Annotated in this window: 22 protein-coding genes; 11 read left to right on the forward strand and 11 right to left on the reverse strand. The window is 61.5% G+C overall.

Going from position 1 to position 22,487, the window contains the following annotated elements; translation table 11 throughout:
- Window positions 1–70 precede the first annotated feature (70 nt).
- Window positions 71–2,554: an ABC transporter permease gene (locus KQ940_RS07330; RefSeq protein WP_217412783.1), complete on the reverse strand. Its 2,484-nt coding sequence runs from the start codon at window positions 2,552–2,554 to the stop codon at window positions 71–73.
- Window positions 2,555–2,556: 2 nt separating this feature from the next.
- On the reverse strand, window positions 2,557–3,246 hold the full coding sequence (locus tag KQ940_RS07335; RefSeq protein ID WP_217412784.1) for an ABC transporter ATP-binding protein: 690 nt from the start codon (window positions 3,244–3,246) through the stop codon (window positions 2,557–2,559).
- A gap of 149 nt (window positions 3,247–3,395) precedes the next feature.
- Here KQ940_RS07335 and KQ940_RS07340 point away from each other — a divergent pair, with 149 nt between their 5' ends.
- The gene (locus tag KQ940_RS07340) at window positions 3,396–4,019 is read left to right on the forward strand and encodes an arylesterase (protein ID WP_246589828.1); all 624 of its coding nucleotides are present in this window, start codon (window positions 3,396–3,398) and stop codon (window positions 4,017–4,019) included.
- A gap of 29 nt (window positions 4,020–4,048) precedes the next feature.
- On the opposite strand, the gene KQ940_RS07345 is transcribed toward KQ940_RS07340, so the two are convergent.
- Window positions 4,049–4,630, reverse strand: coding sequence for a superoxide dismutase (locus KQ940_RS07345; protein ID WP_217412785.1), 582 nt, complete (start codon window positions 4,628–4,630; stop codon window positions 4,049–4,051).
- 251 nt (window positions 4,631–4,881) lie between these two features.
- Between KQ940_RS07345 and KQ940_RS07350 the strand changes: the two genes are divergently transcribed.
- Window positions 4,882–5,166, forward strand: a complete 285-nt coding sequence (locus tag KQ940_RS07350; RefSeq protein ID WP_217412786.1) for a hypothetical protein — start codon at window positions 4,882–4,884, stop codon at window positions 5,164–5,166.
- Here KQ940_RS07350 and nudE read toward each other — a convergent pair.
- Window positions 5,163–5,726 (reverse strand): ADP compounds hydrolase NudE, encoded by a 564-nt coding sequence (gene nudE, locus KQ940_RS07355; RefSeq protein WP_217412787.1) that lies wholly within the window; start codon window positions 5,724–5,726, stop codon window positions 5,163–5,165. The genes KQ940_RS07350 and nudE overlap by 4 nt on opposite strands.
- A gap of 46 nt (window positions 5,727–5,772) precedes the next feature.
- Between nudE and yrfG the strand changes: the two genes are divergently transcribed.
- Both yrfG and hslR read left to right on the forward strand, forming a co-directional pair.
- Window positions 5,773–6,432 carry a GMP/IMP nucleotidase gene (gene yrfG, locus KQ940_RS07360; protein WP_217412788.1) on the forward strand — a complete coding sequence of 220 codons (660 nt, stop codon included), beginning with the start codon at window positions 5,773–5,775 and terminating at the stop codon, window positions 6,430–6,432.
- Window positions 6,425–6,829 carry a ribosome-associated heat shock protein Hsp15 gene (gene hslR, locus KQ940_RS07365; protein ID WP_217412789.1) on the forward strand — a complete coding sequence of 135 codons (405 nt, stop codon included), beginning with the start codon at window positions 6,425–6,427 and terminating at the stop codon, window positions 6,827–6,829. Before yrfG ends, hslR begins: the two co-directional genes overlap by 8 nt.
- Here the strand turns inward: hslR and KQ940_RS07370 are convergent, their stop codons facing one another.
- Window positions 6,830–7,621 carry a phosphatase PAP2 family protein gene (locus tag KQ940_RS07370; protein ID WP_217412790.1) on the reverse strand — a complete coding sequence of 264 codons (792 nt, stop codon included), beginning with the start codon at window positions 7,619–7,621 and terminating at the stop codon, window positions 6,830–6,832.
- Between the two features lie 134 nt (window positions 7,622–7,755).
- On the opposite strand from KQ940_RS07370, the gene hslO reads away from it, so the two are divergent.
- Entirely contained in the window at window positions 7,756–8,631 is an 876-nt protein-coding gene (gene hslO, locus KQ940_RS07375) for an Hsp33 family molecular chaperone HslO (protein WP_217412791.1), read from the forward strand.
- 140 nt (window positions 8,632–8,771) lie between these two features.
- Window positions 8,772–10,346, forward strand: coding sequence for a phosphoenolpyruvate carboxykinase (locus tag KQ940_RS07380; protein ID WP_281419221.1), 1,575 nt, complete (start codon window positions 8,772–8,774; stop codon window positions 10,344–10,346).
- 68 nt (window positions 10,347–10,414) lie between these two features.
- Here the strand turns inward: KQ940_RS07380 and ppx are convergent, their stop codons facing one another.
- Window positions 10,415–11,884, reverse strand: a complete 1,470-nt coding sequence (gene ppx / locus KQ940_RS07385; RefSeq protein WP_246589830.1) for an exopolyphosphatase — start codon at window positions 11,882–11,884, stop codon at window positions 10,415–10,417.
- A gap of 308 nt (window positions 11,885–12,192) precedes the next feature.
- Here ppx and trxA point away from each other — a divergent pair, with 308 nt between their 5' ends.
- The 4 genes from trxA (at window position 12,193) to KQ940_RS07405 (ending at window position 15,879) form a co-directional block, all read left to right on the forward strand.
- Window positions 12,193–12,519, forward strand: coding sequence for a thioredoxin TrxA (trxA, locus tag KQ940_RS07390; protein WP_217412794.1), 327 nt, complete (start codon window positions 12,193–12,195; stop codon window positions 12,517–12,519).
- Window positions 12,520–12,740: 221 nt separating this feature from the next.
- Window positions 12,741–14,000: a transcription termination factor Rho gene (gene rho, locus KQ940_RS07395; protein WP_188751684.1), complete on the forward strand. Its 1,260-nt coding sequence runs from the start codon at window positions 12,741–12,743 to the stop codon at window positions 13,998–14,000.
- Between the two features lie 99 nt (window positions 14,001–14,099).
- On the forward strand, window positions 14,100–15,584 hold the full coding sequence (gene ubiD / locus KQ940_RS07400; protein ID WP_217412795.1) for a 4-hydroxy-3-polyprenylbenzoate decarboxylase: 1,485 nt from the start codon (window positions 14,100–14,102) through the stop codon (window positions 15,582–15,584).
- Window positions 15,574–15,879 (forward strand): 2Fe-2S iron-sulfur cluster-binding protein, encoded by a 306-nt coding sequence (locus KQ940_RS07405; RefSeq protein WP_217412796.1) that lies wholly within the window; start codon window positions 15,574–15,576, stop codon window positions 15,877–15,879. The genes ubiD and KQ940_RS07405 overlap by 11 nt, the downstream gene beginning before the upstream one ends.
- Before the next feature lie 65 nt (window positions 15,880–15,944).
- Here the strand turns inward: KQ940_RS07405 and KQ940_RS07410 are convergent, their stop codons facing one another.
- From KQ940_RS07410 to hemC, 5 genes are all read right to left on the reverse strand, one after another.
- Window positions 15,945–16,439, reverse strand: coding sequence for a TIGR00645 family protein (locus KQ940_RS07410; RefSeq protein WP_217412797.1), 495 nt, complete (start codon window positions 16,437–16,439; stop codon window positions 15,945–15,947).
- Window positions 16,440–16,509: 70 nt separating this feature from the next.
- Window positions 16,510–17,778, reverse strand: a complete 1,269-nt coding sequence (locus KQ940_RS07415; protein WP_217412798.1) for a heme biosynthesis HemY N-terminal domain-containing protein — start codon at window positions 17,776–17,778, stop codon at window positions 16,510–16,512.
- Entirely contained in the window at window positions 17,775–19,118 is a 1,344-nt protein-coding gene (locus KQ940_RS07420; protein ID WP_217412799.1) for a uroporphyrinogen-III C-methyltransferase, read from the reverse strand. The genes KQ940_RS07415 and KQ940_RS07420 overlap by 4 nt, the downstream gene beginning before the upstream one ends.
- A 14-nt stretch (window positions 19,119–19,132) precedes the next feature.
- Window positions 19,133–19,909 carry a uroporphyrinogen-III synthase gene (locus KQ940_RS07425; protein WP_217412800.1) on the reverse strand — a complete coding sequence of 259 codons (777 nt, stop codon included), beginning with the start codon at window positions 19,907–19,909 and terminating at the stop codon, window positions 19,133–19,135.
- The gene (gene hemC, locus KQ940_RS07430; protein WP_217412801.1) at window positions 19,902–20,849 is read right to left on the reverse strand and encodes a hydroxymethylbilane synthase; all 948 of its coding nucleotides are present in this window, start codon (window positions 20,847–20,849) and stop codon (window positions 19,902–19,904) included. Before hemC ends, KQ940_RS07425 begins: the two co-directional genes overlap by 8 nt.
- A gap of 184 nt (window positions 20,850–21,033) precedes the next feature.
- Between hemC and argH the strand changes: the two genes are divergently transcribed.
- On the forward strand, window positions 21,034–22,431 hold the full coding sequence (gene argH, locus KQ940_RS07435) for an argininosuccinate lyase (RefSeq protein ID WP_217412802.1): 1,398 nt from the start codon (window positions 21,034–21,036) through the stop codon (window positions 22,429–22,431).
- Window positions 22,432–22,487 lie beyond the last annotated feature (56 nt).

Genomic DNA, 22,487 nt, shown 5'->3' on the forward strand with positions numbered 1-22,487 from the left:
TGGGGGCGGGTCTTCTGGGATCATACGACCGCCTTACAGCCCTGTCATCCGTCATATCGGGCTGATCTCCCTAGCTCTGCGCCTTGAGTAGCCGGTAGCACTGATCCAGTTGCAGTGGGCGGCGGATCAGGAATCCGGTGACGACAAAGAACAGCGATGAGAGTGCAGGTAGCGTAATCCACAGCCAGGGGTGCAGTTTGGGCTCCACGTGCAGCAGCGCCAGGTGTAGCCCGGCCAGGGTCAGCTCGGCACTCAAGCCGGCCAGCAGGCCGCAGACCAGTCCCAGCAGCAGAAACTCGAGTAGATCCAGCCGCCGGGTCTGCTCGCCGCTGGCGCCCAGTGTCTGCATCAGCGCTGCTTCGAAACGGCGCTGTTCCAGCGCTTGTAGCAGGGTCACCGCCATCAGGATCAGCCCGCAGACCAGGGTCAGGCCCAGCACCATGGCCGAGCTGTCACCGAGCCGTTTCAGCCAGGTGGCGAGTTGGCTCAGCAGCTGGTCGATATCGATCAGGGTCAGCGATGGAAACTGCTGCAGCATCTCGGTGGCCAGGCGCTTGCGCTCGCCGTCGAGGCGGAAGCTGGTGATCCAGGTGGAGGGGTAGGACTCCAGCGCACCGGGGCTGAAGATGACATAGAAGTTGGGTCTAAAGGAGGTCCATTCGACGCCGCGGATGCTGGTGATCTCGGCGTCCACCTGCTGGCCGCCGATATCGAAGCCGAGGCGGTCGCCCAGCTTGAGCCCCAGGTCGTCCATCATATCCTGCTCCACCGAGATCTGCGCCAGCTCCGGCGCGTCGTCCCACCAGTGACCGGCCAGCAGCTCGTTGTGCTCCGGTTGATCCAGTGCCCAGCTCAGGTTCAGCTCGCGTCTTAGCGTATTGTCGCCGAGCTGGTCCGGTGTCAGCTGGGGGCGGATCGGCTTGCCGTTCAACTGCGTGAGGCGGCCGCGGATCATCGGGTAGAGGGCGCTGTCGATGGCGTTGGCCTGCATGAAGCGATCCAGGTCGGACTTCTGCCAGGGCTGAATATTGATCACGAAGTAGTTGGGTGTGTCGGTCGGAAACTTCGCGCGCCACTCGCTCAGCAGATCGGCACGGCTGATCCAGACCACGGCGAGCAGGGTCAACAGCAGCACGATCACCGCCGACTGCAGGCGGTGCCAGCGCCGTTGCTGACGCAGTCTCAGCCGCAGCAGACGTCCCAGCAGCAGGCGCCGGGCCAGGGGTTCCGCAACCCGGACCAGCATCGCCTGGGCGATATAGCCGAACAGCACGCCACCCACCAGCAGCAGTGCCAGCAGGATCAACGCCGCAACCGGTGCGCGCAGGAACAGCAGCAGCGTCAGCGCCAGCAGCACCAGGCAGCTGATCTGCAGCAGGCGGGCGCGCCGATCCTGTGGCGGCGTATCGCCGCGCAGCAGGTGGGCCACCGGAACGCGTGCCAGCGACAGGATCGGCGGTAACCCGAGCAGAATCAGCATCACCAGTCCCAGCGCCGGGCCACTGAGCCAGGCGAGCGCTGCCGCCTGGGGTAGCTGCTGCGGCAGTAGCCTGGACAACCAGCTCTGCACCGCCGAGTCGAGGCTTGCCGCGGTGGCCAGGCCAAGCAGGGCGAGTACGACCCAGGCGATCAGCAGCTGGTACAGGTAGATACGCAGCAACTGTCCGGGGTTGAGTCCCAGGTTGAGCAGCAGCGCGCTGCGTGTGTACTGCTGCTGACTGAAGCGACGCAGGCTGAGCAGGATGGTCAATGCCGACAGCAGCAGCGCGGTCAGTGCCGCGAGCTTCAAGTAGGCCAGGGCATTGCCCAGGGTATCGCCGGTGAGCGGTTGGTCCAGTTGCAGCGAGAGCAGACGTTCATGCTCTGCCAGTGTCGGCTGCAACTGCGCCTCCAAGGCGCCGATCTCTTCCGCCGTGCCGGCGATCAGCAGGCGGAAGTTGGCGCGGCTGCCGGGGGCCAGCACGCCGCTGGCCTCCAGGTCGCTGCGGTTGATCAGCAATTGGGGGCTGAAGCTGCGGAAGCCGCTGCCGCGGTCGGGTGAGCTGATCAGCTCGGCGGTGATCCTGAACTGGCTGTAGCCCAGCTGCAGTTGATCACCGATCCCCAGCCCCAGTTGCTCCAGTATTCGCGCTTCTACCCAGGCCTCACCCTTGCCGGGCAGCGCCTGGCCCTGTGCCGGTTGGGTGAGGATCTCGCCGCGCAACGGGTAGGGGGACTCGACGGCACGTACCGACGTCAGCATCGGCGGTGTCTCGGTGGCTGCCGGGTTGGATATCATACTCGGGAACTGGACCACCGGTGTCGTCTGTACGTCGTGTGCGCTGATACTGTCGAGCCGCTCATTGCTCAGCGGACGGCTGCTGCTCAATACCAGGTCGGCGCCCAGCAGGTTGGCGCTCTCGCGCAGCAGTCCGCGCTCCAGGCGATCGCCGAGCAGGGTCAGCAGGGTGGTCAGGGTGATCGCGATCCAGGTCGCCAACAACAGTGCGCGCCACTCGGTGGTGCGTAGCTGGCTGCGCAGCTGACGCAGCGCCAGACGAGGTAAGAGGGGCATCGTTAGACCTCCGTCAACACACCATTATGCAGGCGCAGACGACGCCGGCAGCGCATCGCCAGTTCCTGATCGTGGGTGATCAGAATCAGTGTCGTCTCCTGTTGGGCGTTGAGCCGAAACAGCTGATCGATGATCGCGCCGCCGGTATCCTCGTCCAGGTTGCCGGTGGGCTCGTCGGCAAACAGCAGGCTGGGCCGGGTGGCGAAGGCGCGGGCGATGGCAACGCGCTGCTGTTCGCCGCCCGACAGCTGTGAAGGATAATGCCCAGTGCGTTCACCAAGGCCCACTTCGGCCAGCCATTGGCGAGCGTCCTGCTCAGGGTTGTCGGTGCCGCGTATCTCCAGCGGCAGGCGCACGTTGTCCAGCGCGGTGAGTTCAGGCAATAGATGAAACGATTGGAAGATGAAGCTGATCTTGCGCGCACGCAGCTCGGCCCGCTGTTGATCATCCAGCGCTTCGATCCGGTGGCCGTCGATGCTGACGCTGCCGCTGCTCGGGGTATCGAGACCGGCGAGCAGACTGAGCAGGGTGGATTTGCCGGCGCCGGAGCGGCCGATGATGGCCAGGCTCTCGCCGCGGGCGATCTCCAGGTCGAGCCCGGTGAACAGTTCCACACGACCCGCTTCGGTATCGAAATGCTTGCTGAGTGCCCGTGCTTCGATCATTGTCGGACTGAGGGTAGACTGATCCATATCGCTCCTTGCTGGCCTTATAGGTAGATCTACGCGAAACGCGCTCGTTCGGATCACCGCTCTTGGTAGGAACGTGGCGGCGTCGAAAGGTTCTAAACGATGTTGTCCAGGGATGCATACTCTAATTTAGTAATAACAGGACACCAACGATGCGAATAGTGATCTTTATGCTGGTACTGCTGTCGAGTCCCGCGTTTGCCGGTTCCGTGCTGGTGCTGGGCGACAGCCTGTCGGCTGCCTACGGCATACCGCTTGAGCAGGGTTGGGTGAACCTGTTGCGTCAGCGGGTGGAGCAGGAGCGTCTGGACGTCGAAGTGGTGAATGCCAGCGTCAGCGGCGAAACCACCAGCGGCGGCCTCTCCCGCCTGCCGGGGCTGCTGGCTACGCATCAACCGACGATTGTCATGATTGAGCTGGGCGCCAATGATGGTTTACGCGGCACCCCATTGGATATCGTACGTCGGAATCTGCAGCAGATGGTCGATCACGCGCAGCAGGCGGGCGCGCGCGTGGTGTTGATCGGTAATCGTCTGCCGCCCAACTATGGGCCACAGTATACCCAGGCGTTTTTCGATCTGTTCGCCGAGGTGGGGGGAGAGAAGCGGGTGGCGCTGGTACCCTTTCTACTCGACGGAGTCGCCGAGGATTGGGAGCTGATGCAGGATGATGGCTACCACCCGCGGGCGGAGGCGCAGGAGTACCTGCTGGATACCGTCTGGTCTGGCCTGCAACCGATACTTGAGCAGACGACAGGACCGAAAAAGGCGCCTTGAGGCGCCTTTTATATGGATATAAACCGAACTTACGCGAAGTTCTGGTTCACGAAATCCCAGTTCACCAGTGCCCAGAACCCTTTCAGGTAGTCCGGACGCACGTTGCGGTAGTCGATGTAGTAGGCGTGTTCCCACAGATCGACGGTCAGCAGTGCAGTCTGGCCGCTGGTCATCGGGGTACCGGCGTTGCTGGTGTTGACGATCTCGATGGAACCGTCGGCATTCTTGACCAGCCAGGTCCAGCAGGAGGCGAAGTTGTTCACCGCCTTATCGTTGAACTCCTCCTGGAACTTCTCGAAAGAACCCCACTTGGCGTTGATCGCATCAGCGATGGCACCGGTCGGCGCACCGCCGGCGTTCGGTGCCAGGCAGTTGAAGTAGAAGGTGTGGTTCCAGATCTGGGCGGCGTTGTTGAATACGGGGCCTGCCGGAGCGGTCTTGATGATCTCTTCCAGAGACTTGCCTTCGAACTCGGTGCCGGGAACCATACCGTTCAGCTTCACCACGTAGGTGTTGTGGTGCTTGCCGTGGTGATATTCCAGGGTTTCGGTGGAGATGTGCGGCTCCAGTGCATCCTTTGCGTAAGGCAGTGCTGGCAGTTCAAAGCTCATAGTAATTCACCTTATATGTTTGACAGGTTTCGAAAGCCCTCGGACTCTAAGTGCCTTGGCTTTCAAGCATAAAACCGGGTTTATCGTTCGCTCACCCTCGGCGGTTCGCAAATCATAGCACCCTTTATGGGTCAGAATCATGGCACAGACTGTAGTGTTATTACGGTCTCGTCTGCTACTAAAGTTAGCTGAAACAGTGCCTGAGTCTACATAGAATGGGGGCCTCGATAACAATTACAAGGTTCCAACCTATGGGTAAGGTGTTTCTGTGGATGGGTGTGGTGTTGCTGGCCATCTATCTGGTTAAATCCCAGTTCTTGAGTTCCAAGACCTGGACCCCCTTCCGCGATGGCTGCGTTGCCTCCGGCAACGCCAGTGAGGCACAGTGTGACTGCCTGTCCGATTATGTTCACGAGCGCTTCAGCGATCAGGAGGTGCAGCGGATCATGGATACCCGGATCACTGACCCGGTGTTTGCCGACAAGGTCAATCGGACGGTGGTGGCGGGCACACTGGCCTGCCGTAATCCCGATTAAGAACCTGCCGCTTCCGACTCCTGGTTGAGCCAGTGGCGCGCCAGGTAGAGGGCGGCGATCGCCCGACCCTCGGAAAAGTCGTCGCGCACGATCAGCTCTTCGATATCGTCGAACGGCCAGGGCACCCGCTCCAGCGGTTCCGGTTCGTCGCCTTCAAGTTTGCTCGGGTAGAGGTCGCGGGCCAGGATTACGTTCATGCTGTGGCCCATGTAGTTGGGCGCGGATGACAGGTTCTTCAGCAATACCATTTGACGGGCGCCGAAGCCAACCTCCTCCTGCAGCTCGCGGTTGGCCGCTTCCAGAGGCGTTTCGCCGGCGTCGATCAGCCCCTTGGGCAGGGTCAGGACATAGTCATGCAGGCCGGCGGCGTATTCGCGGATCAGCTGGATATTGTTGTCAGCATCGATGGCGACCACCATCACCGCACCGTGACCGCGCAGGGCCAGTCGCTCGAAGCGCCGCTCGACGCCGTTGCTGAACTTCAGGTCCAGCGCTTCGACCTGGAACAGCCGACTCTCCGAGACCGGTGTTACCTTCAAAATTTCGGGCTTTGTCGGCATACTCGTATTCCGTTGATCTCTATCCACATCTGAGTGTTCCCTGATTATGCTGGATTGGCAAGCCGTGGATACCGTTCTGCTCGACATGGACGGTACTCTGCTCGACCTGCACTTCGATTCCCACTTCTGGCTCGAGTTTCTGCCCCAACGCTACGCCGAACGTCACGGTCTCGACCCGGAGCGGGCGCGCGGGCCGCTGATCGAGCGGATCATGGCCGAGCGTGGCTCGCTGAACTGGTACTGCCTCGACTACTGGAGTCGCGAACTCGACCTGCCCGTGGCCGAGCTGAAGCGGGAGGTGGCGGACCGTATCGGTTACCGCCCCGGGGTTGAAGAGTTCCTCGCCGCGTTGCGCCTGAACGGCCGGCGGACGCTGATCGTGACCAATGCGCACCGCGACAGCCTGAGCCTGAAGGTGGAGAAAACCGGTATCGATCAACTGGTCGATCTGGTGATCTGTTCCCACGACTTCGGCCTGCCCAAGGAGGATGTCCTCTTCTGGACTAAGCTACAGGAAGTGGAGCCGTTCAATCCGAAACGTACGCTGCTGGTCGATGATAGTCTGCCGGTACTGGAGTCGGCCAAACGCTTCGGTATCGCGCATCTGCTCTGCATCGCGCAACCGGATAGCCGGCAGCCGGCGCGGGCGATAACCGAATTCAATGCTGTAACCGATTTTGCCGAGGTAATGCCGCCGAATGAGTAAACACGCGGACAAGCACGAGGAGCACGAGCATAAGATACGTCTGGATAAATGGCTTTGGGTCGCACGCTTCTACAAGACCCGGGCGATCGCCAAGGCGATGATCGAGGGCGGTAAGGTGCACTACGACGGTCAGCGCACCAAATGCAGCAAAGTCGTCGAGATCGGCGCCAAGTTGCAGATCCGCCAAGGCAACGAAGAGAAGACCGTCGAAGTGATCGCGCTATCCGATCAGCGGCGCGGTGCGCCGGAAGCGCAGAAGCTCTACCGCGAAACCGAAGAGAGCATCCGCGCCCGCGAGCAGTGGGCCGCCGAACGCAAACAGCTGGGCAGCGGTCCCGATCACCGCCCGGACAAGAAGAGCCGGCGTGAGATACTGCGCATCAAAGGACACTTCTAATCAGCGGCTGGCGGCAAAAAAGGGCAGCCGGCCGAGCAGTGGAATACGGCCGCACAGTCTGAACAGCGGTGTCATCAGCTTCTGGATACCGCGGTTCAACCAGAACGCCAGCGGTGAGGCGAAGGCCCAGCTCAGCGTGACCAGTGCCATCACCAGGCCGCCTACCGCCACGTCGGCAAACCAGTGGGCACCGCCGATCAGTCGCGGCAGGATCAGCCACAGGGTGATCGCGCCCAGGATCAGCCCCTTGATCCAGTGACGGCTGTTGAAGGCCAGAAAGCCGAACCAGATCAGCAGGACGCTGGCATGATCGCCCGGGAAACTGGCCGATGCACTATCCTTGGCCGGTATCCCGGGGCGCAGCTCCGAGAACAGGTAGGCCGGCTGCAGTACACGCGTCGGACTGGGGCCGCTCAGCCCGTAATGCTGGGTGACCTCGCTGAGCAGTTCGCGGGCCGGCAGCATCAGGATCATCAGACTCAGAAAGCCGCAAAGGGCGGCCTGTAGGCGCTCCCTGGGTATTACCAGCGGAAAGGTCAGGAACAGCAACAGCAGCAATCCCGATGCGGCGTCCACCTCGCGGGTGTTCATCCAGGCCCAGAACCAGGTCCATGAGCCGTTGCTCTCTAACGTGCCGTTCAATGTGTAGAACAGGCTGGCACCCATCGACTGCCAGACGTTGTGTCCGGTCGGCAGTGCGTAGCTCAGCAGCAGCAGGAGGGCGGCGATATGGCCAAAAACGAGGCCGGGCCAGTGCCAGCGAGTGGAAAATAGAGTCGGCGGGGTGATCATCGAATGCTCAATCGGTTAAAATCGGTCCCTTATTCTAAACACCCCCGAGTTTCGGCTCCAGCGTCTAATCCGACTGGCCGGGTCCGGATCCCTTGCAACAGCCCCCTTTTGACAGGCCTTTTTGTAGGTGAGATGTGAGTAACAGCGATCAGATCCAGCGTATTCTTTTTGACCAGATCGATGTCCGTGGCGTGGTGGCACGGGTGGAGGAGAGCTATCGCGAGGTGTTGTCCCGCGCCAGTTATCCACCGGTGATTCAGCGCGTGCTGGGTGAGATGCTGGCTGCCGTCAGTCTGCTCAGCTCCAATCTGAAGTTCGAAGGCCGGTTGCTGCTGCAGGCTCAGGGTGAGGGCGCACTGCGGGTGCTGATGGCGGAGTGTCGCCATCACCATGATCTGCGCGCCATAGCGCGCTTTGACGGTGAGATCGATGACGAAGCGGCGTTCAACGAACTGCTGGTCAACGGCCGTCTTGCGCTGACCATCGAGCCGGATGACGGTCAGCGCTATCAGGGCGTGGTGCCGCTTGAAGGCGCTACGCTGGCCGAGTGCCTGGAGAGCTATTTCCGGCAATCTGAGCAGCTTGGCACGACGATCAAGCTGGCCGCTGACGGGCGGCGTGCGGCCGGGATGCTGCTGCAGGTGCTGCCGGCTGCGGGCAGCGGCGATGAGGATTGGCAGCGGATCGCGATGCTGGCGTCGACGTTGAGCGACGAAGAACTGCTGACGCTGGATAACGAAACCATGCTGTTCCGTCTGTTCCATGAGGAGCAATGCCGTCTTTATGAACCCGAGCCGCTGCAGTTCAACTGTGATTGCACCCGCTCGCGCAGTGCCAATGCCCTGCAGATGATGACCGAAGAGGAGCTGCTCGCTTTGGCCCAGGAGCATGGCGGCGTGATCGAAGTGAGCTGCCATTTCTGCAACCAGCTATACCGCTTCGACTCGGCGGATATCCGGGCGCTATTCAGCAATGGTGGACCGCTGGAACCGCCGGAACAGGTGCATTGAGGCTGTCCGGCTCTTATCCGAAATGAGAAATCTTCCGGGTTATGCTGTCGGGCAAGATGTGCGATAATGCGCCTCCCCAGAATAACAATTAACGTGGGTCGGATCCGGCTCGCGAAAGAACTTATTGCTTTCAGGTAAATTTGGCGTGCAGCCAAGGGAATCAGGTAATGACCACAGAAAACGTCAATCGCGTACACGTGAATCCGACCCCGGCCGAACTGGTTGAGCAGGCGATCTCACGCAATGAGGGTGTTCTGGCGGACACCGGCGCATTAGTCGTCACCACCGGCAAGCGTACCGGTCGCTCTCCGATGGATCGCTATATCGTTGAAGAGCCGAGTACTGCCGATGCCATCGATTGGGGCAGCATCAACCGTCCGTTCGATGCGGACAAGTTCGACGCCCTGTGGGAGCGTGTTCAGGCGTATGTAGCCGACCAGGAACACTACGTGTCGCACGTTCACGTCGGTTCAGATCCCAGCCACTATCTGCCGGTCGAGATGACGACCCAGACTGCCTGGCAGAACCTGTTCGGTCAGAACCTGTTCATTCGTCCGCACGAGTACAACCCCAAAGGCAAGGAGGAGTGGCAGATCCTCAACGTATCCGGTTTCGAGTGCGTGCCGGAGCGCGACGGTACCAACTCCGATGGCTGTGTCATCCTGAACTTCGCCAAGCGCAAGGTGCTGATCGCCGGTATGCGCTACGCCGGCGAGATGAAGAAGGCGATGTTCTCGGTGCAGAACTTCCTGCTGCCGGAGAAAGATGTGCTGCCGATGCACTGCTCCGCCAACATCGGTGAAGATGGTTCCACCACCCTGTTCTTCGGTCTCTCCGGCACCGGTAAAACCACCCTCTCGGCTGACCCGACCCGTTACCTGATCGGTGACGACGAGCATGGCTGGGGCAAGGGCGTGGTGTTCAACCTGGAGGGTGGCTGCTACGCCAAGACCATCAACCTGAGCAAGAAAAACGAGCCGATCATCTGGGACGCCATCCGTTTCGGCGCCATCGTTGAAAACGTACACCTGGACGCCAAGCGCCATGCCGACTACAACGACACCCACCTGACCGAGAACGGCCGCTGCGCCTACCCGCTGGAGCATGTGGAGAAGCGTTCCGCAACCAATATGGGTGGCGAGCCCGACTCCATCGTATTCCTGACCTGCGACCTGACCGGTGTACTGCCGCCGGTTTCCGTGCTGACCAAGGAATCGGCGGCGTACCACTTCCTGTCCGGCTACACCGCGCTGGTCGGTTCCACCGAGATGGGCTCCGGCGGCGGTATCAAGTCCACCTTCTCCACCTGTTTCGGCGCGCCTTTCTTCCCGCGTCCGGCGCATGTCTATGCCGATCTGCTGATCAAGCGTATCGAAGAGTTCGGCTCCCGCGTCTACCTGGTCAACACCGGTTGGACCGGTGGTTCCTACGGTACCGGTGAGCGTTTCAGCATCCCGACCACGCGCGGCATCATCAGTGCCATTCAGAGCGGTGCGCTGAAGAACTGCGAAACCGAGCATCTGCCGGGTATCAACCTGTCGGTGCCGCTGGAGGTACCGGGTGTTGATTCTGCGCTGCTGAATCCGCGCAAAACCTGGGCCGATCCGACCGCCTACGACGCGGCGGCGGCGAAGCTGATCGAGCAGTTCGTCAACAACTTCAAGAAGTTCGACGGCGTCTCCGAAGCGATTGTTGCAGCGGGTCCGCAACTTTAAGCCACGCGAGCGAAATAAAAACGCCCCGTTTCGACGGGGCGTTTTTATTTGTGCTGTCGGTCGGGGTGTTACTGGATATTGAGTTCGAAGCCGATGGCGTGCAGGTAATCCGCTTCGTTATCGAGATCGGCACGGGTCAGCGGGTGATGCTCCAGCCAGTCGGCGGGAAAGCGCAGGTTGAGAGTTTTTTCATCCACCTTCAGCTCGATCGCCGGCAGCCGTGCCGAGCTGCGGCTGCGGTGCAAGATAACGGCCAGGCGCAGCAGCAGGCAGAGTTTGCGATAACCGCTCTGGCGCTGTTCCGGCAGCAGGCGGTACTCCTCCTTGGGGAACTTGCGCCGGTGGCCGCGGACCAGGAAGGCCAGCAGCTGCTGCTCGGTATTGGTGAAGCCCGGCAGGTCGGAGTGCTGCAGCAGGTAGGCACTGTGTTTGTGGAACTGAGTGTGGGCGATGGTCAGGCCGATTTCGTGGGTGCGCGCCGCCCAGCTCAGCATGTCGTGAAATTCGCTCTCCTCCAGCTCCCATACCTGGCGTACCTGGGCCAGCAGGTACAGCGCCGTGGCCTCGATCCGCTGTGAATGCCCGGCGTCGACATGGTAGCGTTTTTTCAGCGCCTTGATGGTGCGCTCGCGCACATCCTCATGGCGCAGTCGACCGGCCATGTCGTACAGCAACCCCTCGCGCAGGGCGCCGTCGGAGTAATCCATCGCCTCGATACCGAGCAGTTCGAAGATGGCGAGCAGTATCGCGACGCCTGCGGGCAGTACCGCGCTGCGTGTCGGCTTGACCCCTTCGATGGCGATCTTGTCGGTATGGCCGAAGCCGATCAGGTGCTCCTTGAGCGCGACCAATCCCCTGTAGGTGATCTGGTCGCCCTGATTCAGGGTGATGCAGGCCTGGCGTATCGCCTTGGCAGTACCGGAGGAACCGATCGTGTTGTCCCAGCTCAAGCGGCGATAATCGCGTCGGATGGCCAACAGCTCGCGGGCCGCCGCGGTACGTGCCGAATCAAACGCCTTCTGGTTGATACTGCCGTTGGGGAAGAAGCGCTGGGTGTAGCTCACGCAGCCCATATGCAGGCTCTCCAGCTTCAGCGGTTCGAAGCGGGAGCCGATGATGAATTCGGTGCTGCCGCCGCCGATGTCGATCACCAGGCGGCGGTCATTGTCGTCGGCCAGGGTGTGGGCAACGCCGAGGTAGACCAGGCGCGCTTCCTCGCGGCCAGCGATCACCTCGATCGGTGTCCCCATCACCTGCTGGGCCCGGCTGATGAATTCATGGCGGTTTTTCGCCTCGCGCAGTGCGTTGGTGGCCACCGCACGGATGGCGCTGCGCGGCAGCTCCGATACCCGCTGTGCGAACCGGCGCAGGCACTCCAGCCCCCGCTGCTGAGCCTCCTCGCTAAGGTGGCTGTTGGCATCGAGCCCGGCGCCAAGCTGCACCTTTTCCGACAGCACATCGATCGGTTTGAGCTCGCCGTCGACAAGGCGGGCGACTACGATGTGGAAACTGTTGGAGCCCAGATCGATGGCAGCCATCAATTTGTCCTGTTGGCCGCTATCCGCAGTTCTGTCTTGTTCGAGCATGCTGTGGCGGATCTCCGTTTGCTACTTCATTCCACTCCGGTGTGTCGCCGGATTTCGATACAGACAGCAGCCCGGTGTGGCCGGCACCAATGACCGGCGCGGGGTGCGAGAGCGAAAGATTACCAGAACTTATTGACCGGTGCAGGCGCAAAAACCCTGCATTAGGCGTGATTATTGGGCTGTTCACATTGGTTTGATGCTGGTGGTATCATCACGGGTCAGATTTTTCAACGCACCAGGTGCACTGGAGAGCAGAGCCAATGAGCGAAAACATCGTAAGCGTCACCGATGCCAGCTTCGAAGAAGAGGTATTGAAAGCAGACGGCGCCGTCCTGGTTGATTATTGGGCTGAGTGGTGTGGTCCATGCAAAATGATCGCACCGGTACTGGAGGAGATCGCCAAGGAGTACGCCGGCCGTCTGAAGGTCTGCAAGCTCAATATCGATGAGAACAATGAGACACCGCCAAAATTCGGTATCCGTGGTATCCCCACCCTGATGTTGTTCAAGGGTGGCAACGTAGAAGCAACCAAGGTCGGCGCGCTGTCCAAGTCGCAGCTGGCTGCCTTTGTTGACGCCAACCTCTGATCCTTTGGCGAACTGACGCGATGAGCCGGATTCCGGCCATTGCGTTTTCTTGATTCGCGTGCTGGACAGCTCTTTCCTTAGGCTTTATAGTGTTTTTCACTTATCTGTCCGGCCTTAGGGCGCGCTTCAGGTGCTGGCACCTGGGCACTTAATTTTTCTTCCGACTAACCTTTCCGGTCTCCATCCCGACTATCGGCCAACTTTAGGCTGCTTCCAAAACTATGAATCTTACCGAACTTAAAACGAAAAGTGTTCCGGAACTTCTGGATATCGCCACTGAAATGGGTCTTGAAAACATGGCCCGCTCCCGCAAACAGGATGTGATCTTCGCGATACTGAAGAAACACGCCAAGAGCGGAGAGGATATCTATGGCGACGGTGTTCTCGAGATTCTGCAGGACGGCTTCGGTTTCCTCCGCTCCGCAGACTCCTCCTACCTCGCCGGTCCCGACGACATCTACGTTTCCCCCAGCCAGATCCGCCGCTTCAATCTCCGTACCGGGGATACCATCTCCGGCAAGATTCGCCCGCCGAAGGATGGTGAGCGCTACTTCGCGCTGCTCAAGGTCAACGAGATCAACTACGACCGGCCGGAGAACGCGAAGAACAAGATTCTGTTCGAGAACCTGACGCCGCTGTTCGCACAGAAGCGTCTGCGCATGGAGATCGGCAACGGCAGTACCGAGGATATCACCGCCCGTGTGATCGACCTGGTCTGCCCGATGGGTAAGGGTCAGCGCGCACTGATTGTGTCGCCGCCGAAGGCCGGTAAGACGCTGATGCTGCAGAACATCGCCAACAGCATCACCCGCAACAACCCGGAGTGCTACCTGATTGTACTGCTGATCGACGAACGCCCGGAGGAGGTGACCGACATGCAGCGCACCGTGCGCGGCGAAGTGGTTGCCTCCACCTTCGATGAGCCGCCGTCACGCCACGTGCAGGTCGCCGAGATGGTGCTGGAGAAGGCCAAGCGCCTGACCGAGCACAAGAAGGATGTGGTGATCCTGCTCGACTCCATCACCCGTCTGGCCCGTGCCTACAACACCGTGATTCCCTCCTCGGGCAAGGTGCTGACCGGTGGTGTCGATGCCCACGCGCTGGAGCGGCCGAAGCGTTTCTTCGGTGCCGCGCGTAACATCGAAGAGGGCGGCAGCCTGACGATCATCGCCACCGCGCTGGTAGACACCGGCTCGAAGATGGACGAGGTGATCTTCGAGGAGTTCAAGGGTACCGGTAACTCCGAGGTGCATCTGGATCGCAAGATCGCTGAACGCCGCGTGTTCCCGGCGATCAATATCCGCCGTTCCAGCACCCGTCGCGAGGATCTGCTCACCACCGAGGAGGAGCTGCAGCGGATGTGGATCCTGCGCAAGCTGCTCGACTCGATGGAGGATACGGCGGCGACCGAGTTCGTCATCGACAAGCTGAAGGACTTCAAGACCAACGACGAGTTCTTCATGTCGATGAAGCGCAAGTAACCGCGCGACCGTTTGGTAACAGGGTGAGTATGGGGAGCCTGGTTCAGCGCTTCGCTACTCACCCTTTTTATTTTCTACCGGCAAAGAGCCCGATTGCTGATGAGTAACCCCAAGTACAAGGATCTGCGCGACTTCATCAAGATGCTGGAAGCGCGCGGCGAACTGAAACGGATCAAGGTCGAGGTCGACCCCTACCTGGAGATGACCGAGATCAGCGACCGCACCCTGCGTGCCGGGGGGCCTGCGTTGCTGTTCGAAAATCCCAAAGGCTACCGATACCCGGTACTGACCAACCTGTTCGGTACCCCCGAGCGGGTGGCACTGGGGATGGGCGAGGAGTCGGTCACCGCGCTGCGTGAGGTGGGCAAGCTGCTGGCCCAGCTCAAGGAGCCTGAACCGCCAAAGGGGATGAGGGACGCTTGGGAGAAGCTGCCGATCTTCAAGCAGGTGCTGAACATGGGGCCGAAGGTGGTCAAGAACGCGCCCTGCCAGCACACCTTGATCGAAGGTGATGACGTCGACCTGTACAAGCTACCGATCCAGACCTGCTGGCCCGGTGACGCTGGTCCTCTGGTGACCTGGCCGCTGGTGGTAACCAGGGGCCCCGAGAAGCCGCGACAGAATCTGGGGATCTACCGTCAGCAGCTGATCGGGCGCAACAAGTTGATCATGCGCTGGCTCTCACACCGTGGTGGGGCGCTGGATTTTCGTGAGTGGAAACTCAAGCACCCCGGTGAGCGCTTTCCGGTGGCGGTGGCGCTCGGCGCCGATCCAGCGACCATTCTCGGCGCCGTGACGCCGGTGCCCGACACCCTGTCCGAATACGCCTTTGCCGGGCTGCTGCGGGGCGGCAAGACCGAGGTGGTCAAGTGCCTGGGCAACGACCTGCAGGTGCCGGCCAGTGCCGAGATCATCCTCGAGGGCTATATCGATCCCGAGGAGATGGCCGACGAGGGTCCATTCGGCGACCATACCGGCTACTACAACGAGGTCGATCGCTTCCCGGTGTTCACCGTGGAACGGATTACCCAGCGCGAGGTGCCGATTTACCACAGCACCTACACCGGTCGTCCCCCGGATGAGCCGGCGGTGCTCGGGGTAGCGCTTAACGAGGTGTTTGTGCCGATCCTGCAGAAGCAGTTCCCGGAGATCGTCGACTTCTACCTGCCGCCGGAGGGCTGCTCCTACCGCATGGCGGTGGTGACGATGAAGAAGCAGTACCCCGGCCACGCCAAGCGGGTGATGATGGGGGTCTGGTCCTTCCTGCGTCAGTTCATGTACACCAAGTTCGTCATCGTCTGCGACGACGACGTCAACGCCCGCGACTGGAACGACGTGATCTGGGCGATCACCACGCGGATGGATCCGAGCCGCGACACCCTGCTGATCGACAACACGCCGATCGATTACCTCGATTTCGCGTCGCCGGTGTCCGGGCTAGGTTCAAAAATGGGTATGGACGCGACCAACAAGTGGCCGGGCGAAACTGACCGTGAATGGGGCGTGCCGATCGAGATGGACGCCGCGGTGAAGGAACGTGTCGACCGGCTCTGGGATGAGCTGGGCATCTTCGATGAGCGCTGAGAGCTGGCGAGTTGCGCTGCCGGAAGATGGCTTGGTGCTGCCCCTGGCGGCGGATATCACCCTGCTGGAGGGGCTGCGCGACGCCGGGCTGGCCCTGCGTCACGCCTGTTGCAACGGCGTGTGCGAGATCTGTGCGGCCGAGCTGCTCAGCGGCGAGGTCGATCAGCGTTATCCACAGGGGCGGATTCGCGGCGCAGAGCTGAATCCGCCGCTGATCCAGCTCTGCACCTCGAAACCTCGTTCTGACCTGATTTTACGCCTGGCTCCTTACGCGCGTCGTCGCTGCGACTCATAGACGCGGCTCATAGACGCGACTAGGCAGCGCGGCGCTGACTCGGATTCGATGGTGTTAGGTCGGGCTCAGTGCGGCTTTTTGGTCAGTTTGTCCAGAATGCCCATGGCAAAGGCGGACACTACGAAGGTCAGATGGATAATGACATACCACATCAGTTGGTCACTATCGTAGTTTTTGGCGTCCATGAAGATCTTCAGCAGATGGATCGACGAGATCGCCACGATCGACGCGGCGACCTTGTTCTTCAGGCTGTTGGTGTCCAGTGTGCCCAGCCAGCTCAGCTTCTCGGCGCCCTCGTCGAGGTCGATGCGGGAGACGAAGTTCTCGTAGCCGGAAAACATCACCATCACCAGCAGGCCGCCGACCAGGGTCAGATCGACCAGCGACAGCACCACCAGTACGAGATCCGCTTCCCCGATCTCCAGTACGTGGGGTAGCAGATGGAACACCTCCTGGAAGAACTTGATACCCAGAGCGACCAGCGCCAGGCTGAGTCCCAGATAGATCGGAGCCAGTATCCAGCGCGACAGATACATCAGGCGCTCAAGCTGTTTTTCCATGTGTCGTAAACCTCGTCCCCTTGCCTATGGATCAGCCGATATGAGGTTGATCCAGCCGAATTTCAATCCCTTAGTCGCTGCTGTTGTGCAAAGGTTCCGACTTGGCCGCGGGCAGGGGCAGGCTGGGCAAAGAGCCGTTGACCAGCTCGAAGCCTCGAGTCGCGACCGCTGCCGCACGCTCCCGCTCGCCCAGGTGATTCAGCAGGCGCCCCAGTTCCGCATAGGCGTCGGCGCCGGGTTGCAGCTCGATGCTACGCTCGAAGTGCTTGATGGCGGCACCCCAGTGCTGATTCTGCATCGACAGGCGGCCGAGTGTCAGCTCCAGCGCCGGACTCTCTTCATGCTTTTTCAGCCAGCCCTTGGCGGTTTCCAGCTGTTTGTGCGGTGTGCTGGTGATGATGCGGCCGTAGAGTGCGACCAGCTTCTCGTCCCAGTTGCGCCTGATCTGTTCGCGCAGCATCTTCTCTGCCTCGTCGCTGCTGCCCGCCTCGATCATCAGCGCGCTGTACTGCTCGATCAGCTGCTGATCGTGGGTGCAGTCTGGGGGCAGGGATTGCCAGGTGTGCGCCACCGCTTGCAGGCGGGTTTTGCTGTCCGCTTCCGCAGGCTGGTTGCTCAGACTCTGTTTGAGCAGGTTCTGGGCGGCCAGGTTTTCCAGTTTGCGGATCTGTTCGGTCGGTAGCGCCTGGTGTCGTTTAATCTCCGGCAGCAGCTGATTCAGACCCGGCCAGTCGTTCAGGCGCAGGTAGGTCTCCTTGAGCAGCTTGAGCACGTAGCTGTGCTTGGGTGCCAGCTGTTTCAGATGCAGCAGTGTCGCCAACGCTGGTTCATTCTGGCCCCGAGCGAGCTGGATCTGCGCCTGTACGATACCGATGGCGACCTCGGCTTTGGGTGTGGCCTCCCGCGCCTTCTGCAGCAGATTATCGGCGGCGGATGCGTCGCCCTGTTCATGGGCCGCTTTGGCGGCGGCAAGGTAGTTGATCAGCGGCTGTTCACTGCGCTCTGCAGCGCGGGTCAGGTAGCGCTGTGCTTTCCACCAGTTGCCCTCGGACAGGGCCATCAGCCCCTTGAGTGTCTTGTTCTGGGCGATGCGCTGATTGCGCTGTCCGCGCCAGCTGCGCATGCGGCGGGCCGGGGTGCGGGCGCGGGCGATCAGGTTGATCAATGTGTGCAGCACAGCGAAGGCGATAATCGCCATCAACAGCAGTACCCAGAGGCTGGTCTCGATGGTGGTCTCTTTGTAGGCCAGCAGGACGTAGCCAGGATCCTGTACCATCAGCTGACCGAGCCAGGCGCCGGCCAGCAGCAGGATCAGCAGCAGGATAAAGAAGCGCTTCATTGCCCGGCCTCCTGTTTCAGCCGTGCCATTTCACGCAGATGCTCCTTGAGCGCCTTCAGCGATCCGGAGATGTCGGGCAGCTCGGGGGCGATATTCAGCGCCGACATCTCCTCCAGTGCACGCAACAGCGCCTGGCTGGTGGCGTCCTTCTGGTCAAAGTAGGTGGAGATCCAGTTCTCGGCCTTGTCCAGGCTGGCGTCGAACGCCTGCTGCTTGCGCTGCAGCAGCGCAAGCTGCGCCTGCTCCAGCATCAGGTGCAGATTTTGTTGCAGGTAGTAGGTCTGCTCCGGCGACATCAGCGGCTCAACCGGCTCGTCGCGATGCTGGATCACCACCAGTTTCTCGAACTTGTCCACCGCCTTGTTCCAAGCCGCTGCTGCGCCTTCGGTCCAGCTTTGCTCGACCGCTTCGGGGGTGATCTCCTCCAGCATCGAGGGCAGCTTGCGCTTATCGGTGACCGGCGTGACGCGCAGGTCGTCGACCTGTCGGTTGATTGCGGCCAGTTTCAGGTAGGTGCCCTCGGTATCCAGTACCGGCACCGCTTCCAGTGCGGCGATATCCTCGGCCAGGGCCTGACGCACGTTGTACAGTGCGACATCGTCGCTTTCACGCAGGATGTTGTCGGTGGCCTTGAGCAGGGTCAGTGCACCGTTGGCGGTCTGCTCCATCAGCACGCGCTGGTTGGCCAGGCGCAGCAGGTATTCGGCCTCAGCCAGCAACCAGTCCTCACGCGAGGTATCGCGGGTGGCGTTGACCTGCTTGATGGCATCGGTCAGGCGCTGCTGCAGTTGGTCGATGTTCTGCTTCTCGGCCTGAGCCTGAGCCTGCAGGCTGCCCAGCTGCTGGGACACACCGCCGACACGGTCGGCGACCTCGGCACGGGCATTGGCCAGCGCGGTTTCCACCTGCTGGTTCAGACTGGCCTGGGCGCTGCTGCTCTCCTGCTTGAGTTGCCAGCCCTGCCAATAGAGGTAGCCGACACCGCCCAGTGCAACCAGTGACAGCAGCAGGCCGAGCTTGCCGGGCCAGCCGGCCGGTTGCTTGCGGGTGGCTGCAGGCGATGAGGGCGGGGTAGAAGCCGCCGATGGCTGGGGTTGCTGCTGAGCCTGGGGCGTTTTCGATTGCTCGGTGGTCTGCTCCGCAGGCGTTGCGGCTGCGGCTTCGTTCTTGGCGTCGCTGGGGCTTTCGCTGCTCGCCTTTTCGGCCGCGTTGTCAGTGCTGGTGCTTCCGGCAACCTCCGGTTTTGCAGTCGTGCTGTTCCCTGCGTCATCGGTAACGGGGGGCTGCTGGTCGGGCGTGTTGTCCTTGGATTGCTCGTCGGGCTTGCGGGTATCGTTCATGCCATCGGTTCCAGTCAGTCGGCAGGTCGTAGTGCGCGGAGCATGGACGCGTCATCCGGTCCGTCCGCTATCCTGATTCGAGTAAAGCCCCTCGCCTTGGCGATTACCGCGATGCGCTGGCTCGGGACGATCAATTCTGTGCTCAATAGTTCCGGCTCAGTACCTGCAAGTTCCAGCAGGTTGTTCAGAGCCTCGCCGCTGGTTATCAGAATAGCGGATAACCCTTGGGCAAAAACAGTCCTTTTGATCTGCTCGCGGCTGTAGCGCGGGCAGGTGCGGCGATAAAGGTCGGCATAGTCGACCTGGGCACCGCGTGCGCGCAGGGTGTCGGCCAGCAGTTCGCGGCCGCCTTCGCCACGCATGATCAGGAAGCGCTGCTGCGCCACCTGTTGCAGCAGCGGATCCGCCAGCAGCGCTTCGGAATCGAAGCCGCCGGCCACATGCCGGGCCGGGATGCCACACTCTTCCAGAGTGCCTGCGGTGGCCGCACCGATCGCCAGCCAGTGCACGCCAACCGGTAGCTGCGGCCAGTACTCATCTATCCACTGTGCACCGATCCGGGCGGCGTTGGCACTGACGAAGATGATGCCGGTATACAGATCGAGATCGAGGATCCTGCTCTTGATGGCGTTGTACGCCTCGTGCTCCGCCTCGGTGACAGGCACTATCTCCAGTAACGGCAGGGCCAGCGCCTCGGCGCCGAGCGCGTGCAACTGTTCTACCTGGCGCTGGGACTGATGGGACGGGCGGGTCACCAGCACTCTGGCCCCCTGGAGCGGTTGCTCAGCCACGCTCGGCGTACACCTCTTGCAGAATCTTGTCGGCGCCGGCGGCGAGCAGGCGCTCGGCCAGAGTGATGCCGAGCTGTTCGGCCTGATCGACGGGGCCGCGAATCTCGTCGCGCAGCACCTCGGTACCGTCGGGACGGCCGACCAGGCCGCGCAGCCAGAGCTGGTCGCCGCTCTCGTTCAGGGTGGCGTAGCAGCCGATCGGCACCTGGCAACCGCCTTCAAGACGGCGGTTCATGGCACGCTCGGCCAGCACGCGGTAGGCGGTCTCGGTGTGGTTCAGGGGTTTGAGCAGCTCCAGCAGTTCGCTGTCGTCGGTGCGGCACTCGATGCCGACCGCGCCCTGACCGCCTGCGGGCAGGCTCTGTTCCGGCGGGATCTCCTGGCGAATCCGCTCGCCCAGCTCGAGCCGGACCAGCCCTGCTGTGGCGAGGATGATGGCGTCGTAGTCGCCGGCATCGAGCTTGCCCAAACGGGTCTGCACGTTGCCGCGCAGGAAACGTACCTGCAGGTCGGGACGACGCTCGCGGATCTGCACTTCACGGCGCAGCGAGGAGGTGCCGACCACGGCGCCCTGGGGCAACTCATCAAAGCTTGCGTAGGTGTTGCTGACAAAGGCATCGGTGGGTTTTTCACGTGGGCAGATCACGGCCAGGCCGAGACCGTTTGGAAACTCCATCGGCACATCCTTCATCGAGTGCACGGCGATATCGGCTTCGCCCTCGAGCATGGCGGTTTCCAGCTCCTTGACGAACAGGCCCTTGCCGCCGATCTTGGCCAGCGGCGTGTCGAGGATCTTGTCGCCCCTGGATTCGATCTTGACCAGCTCGACCTGCAGTCCGGGATGGAAGCGTTCCAGCTCCGCCTTGACGTACTCGGCCTGCCAGAGGGCGAGCAGGCTGCGGCGGGTGGCAATACGGATGGTTCTGTTGAATTCAGTCACTGGCGATCTCCAGGGGCGGTGGCCGGCCCCACATACTGTACGGAAATGGCGTTAAGTGTATCAGAAACTGGTGCCGGGTTTGGTGTCTGGATCTGACAAAGCGGGGCAAAAGGACTGTATAATCCCGGCATCGAATTTCACCGGTCCGCGTTGCGGGCCGATACAGCGTCAGTGAGGTAGAGGTATGAGCAAAGAGACCAATCAGCAGTGGGGTGGCCGTTTCAGTGAGCCGACAGATGCCTTCGTGGCGCGTTTTACCGCCTCTGTCGACTTCGATCGCCGCCTCTACAAGCAGGATATCCAGGGCTCGATCGCACACGCCAAGATGCTGACCAAGGTCGGTGTGCTCAGCGACAAGGAGCGTGACGACATTATCCGCGGCCTCAGCGAGATCCGGATCGAGATCGAACGCGGTGAGTTCGAGTGGTCGGTGGCGCTGGAAGATGTGCATATGAACATCGAGGCGGCGCTGACCAAGAAGATCGGTATCACCGGCAAGAAGCTGCACACCGGTCGCTCCCGCAACGACCAGGTGGCCACCGATATCCGCCTCTATATGCGTGATGAGATCGACCTGATCCTGTCCGAGATCAGCCGTTTGCAGCAGGGCCTGCTGGATCTGGCCGAGCGCGAATTCGACACCATCATGCCCGGCTTTACCCACCTGCAGACTGCGCAGCCGGTCACCTTCGGCCACCACCTGATGGCCTGGTTCGAGATGCTGTCGCGCGATTACGAGCGCTTTGCCGACTGCCGCAAGCGGGTCAATGTGATGCCGCTGGGCGCCGCGGCGCTGGCAGGCACCACCTATCCGATCGACCGTCACTACACCGCTGAACTGCTGCAGTTCGATGCCCCGGCCGGCAACTCGCTGGATGCGGTCTCCGATCGAGATTTCGCCATCGAGTTCTGCGCCGCGTCCAGCGTCCTGTTGATGCATATGACGCGGATGTCCGAGGAGCTGGTACTGTGGACCTCGGCTCAGTTCAACTTCATCAACCTGCCGGACCGCTTCTGCACCGGCTCGTCGATCATGCCGCAGAAGAAGAATCCGGATGTGCCGGAGCTGGTGCGCGGCAAGAGTGGTCGGGTCTACGGTCACCTGATCGCGCTGCTGACGCTGATGAAGTCACAGCCGCTGGCCTACAACAAGGACAATCAGGAGGACAAGGAGCCGCTGTTCGACGCCGTGGACACCGTCAAGGGCTGCCTGCGCGCCTTCGGCGACATGGTGCCGGCGATTGAATCACGCAAGGATCAGATGCGCGAGGCGGCCCGCCGAGGCTTCTCCACCGCCACCGACCTGGCCGACTACCTGGTGCGCAAGGGGGTGGCGTTCCGCGACGCGCACGAGATCGTCGGTCTTTCCGTGGCTTACGGCATCAAGAGCGGCAAGGATCTGTCCGAGATGTCGCTCGACGAGCTGCAGCAGTTCTCCGACGCCATCGGCGAGGACGTATTCGACGTTTTGACACTGGAAGGATCGGTCGCGGCGCGTAACCATATCGGCGGTACGGCTCCGGATCAGGTGCTCGCGGCAGTTGCCCGCGGTCGCGATCTGTTGGCGGCCCGCGGCGACTGAGAGTTTGGTAGAGGCTCCCGCATAACGCTTGCCGCGTCATTCATGCCCAGACGGGC

It is taken from the genome of Marinobacterium ramblicola, assembly GCF_019084545.1.
Taxonomy (GTDB): domain Bacteria; phylum Pseudomonadota; class Gammaproteobacteria; order Pseudomonadales; family Balneatricaceae; genus Marinobacterium_D; species Marinobacterium_D ramblicola.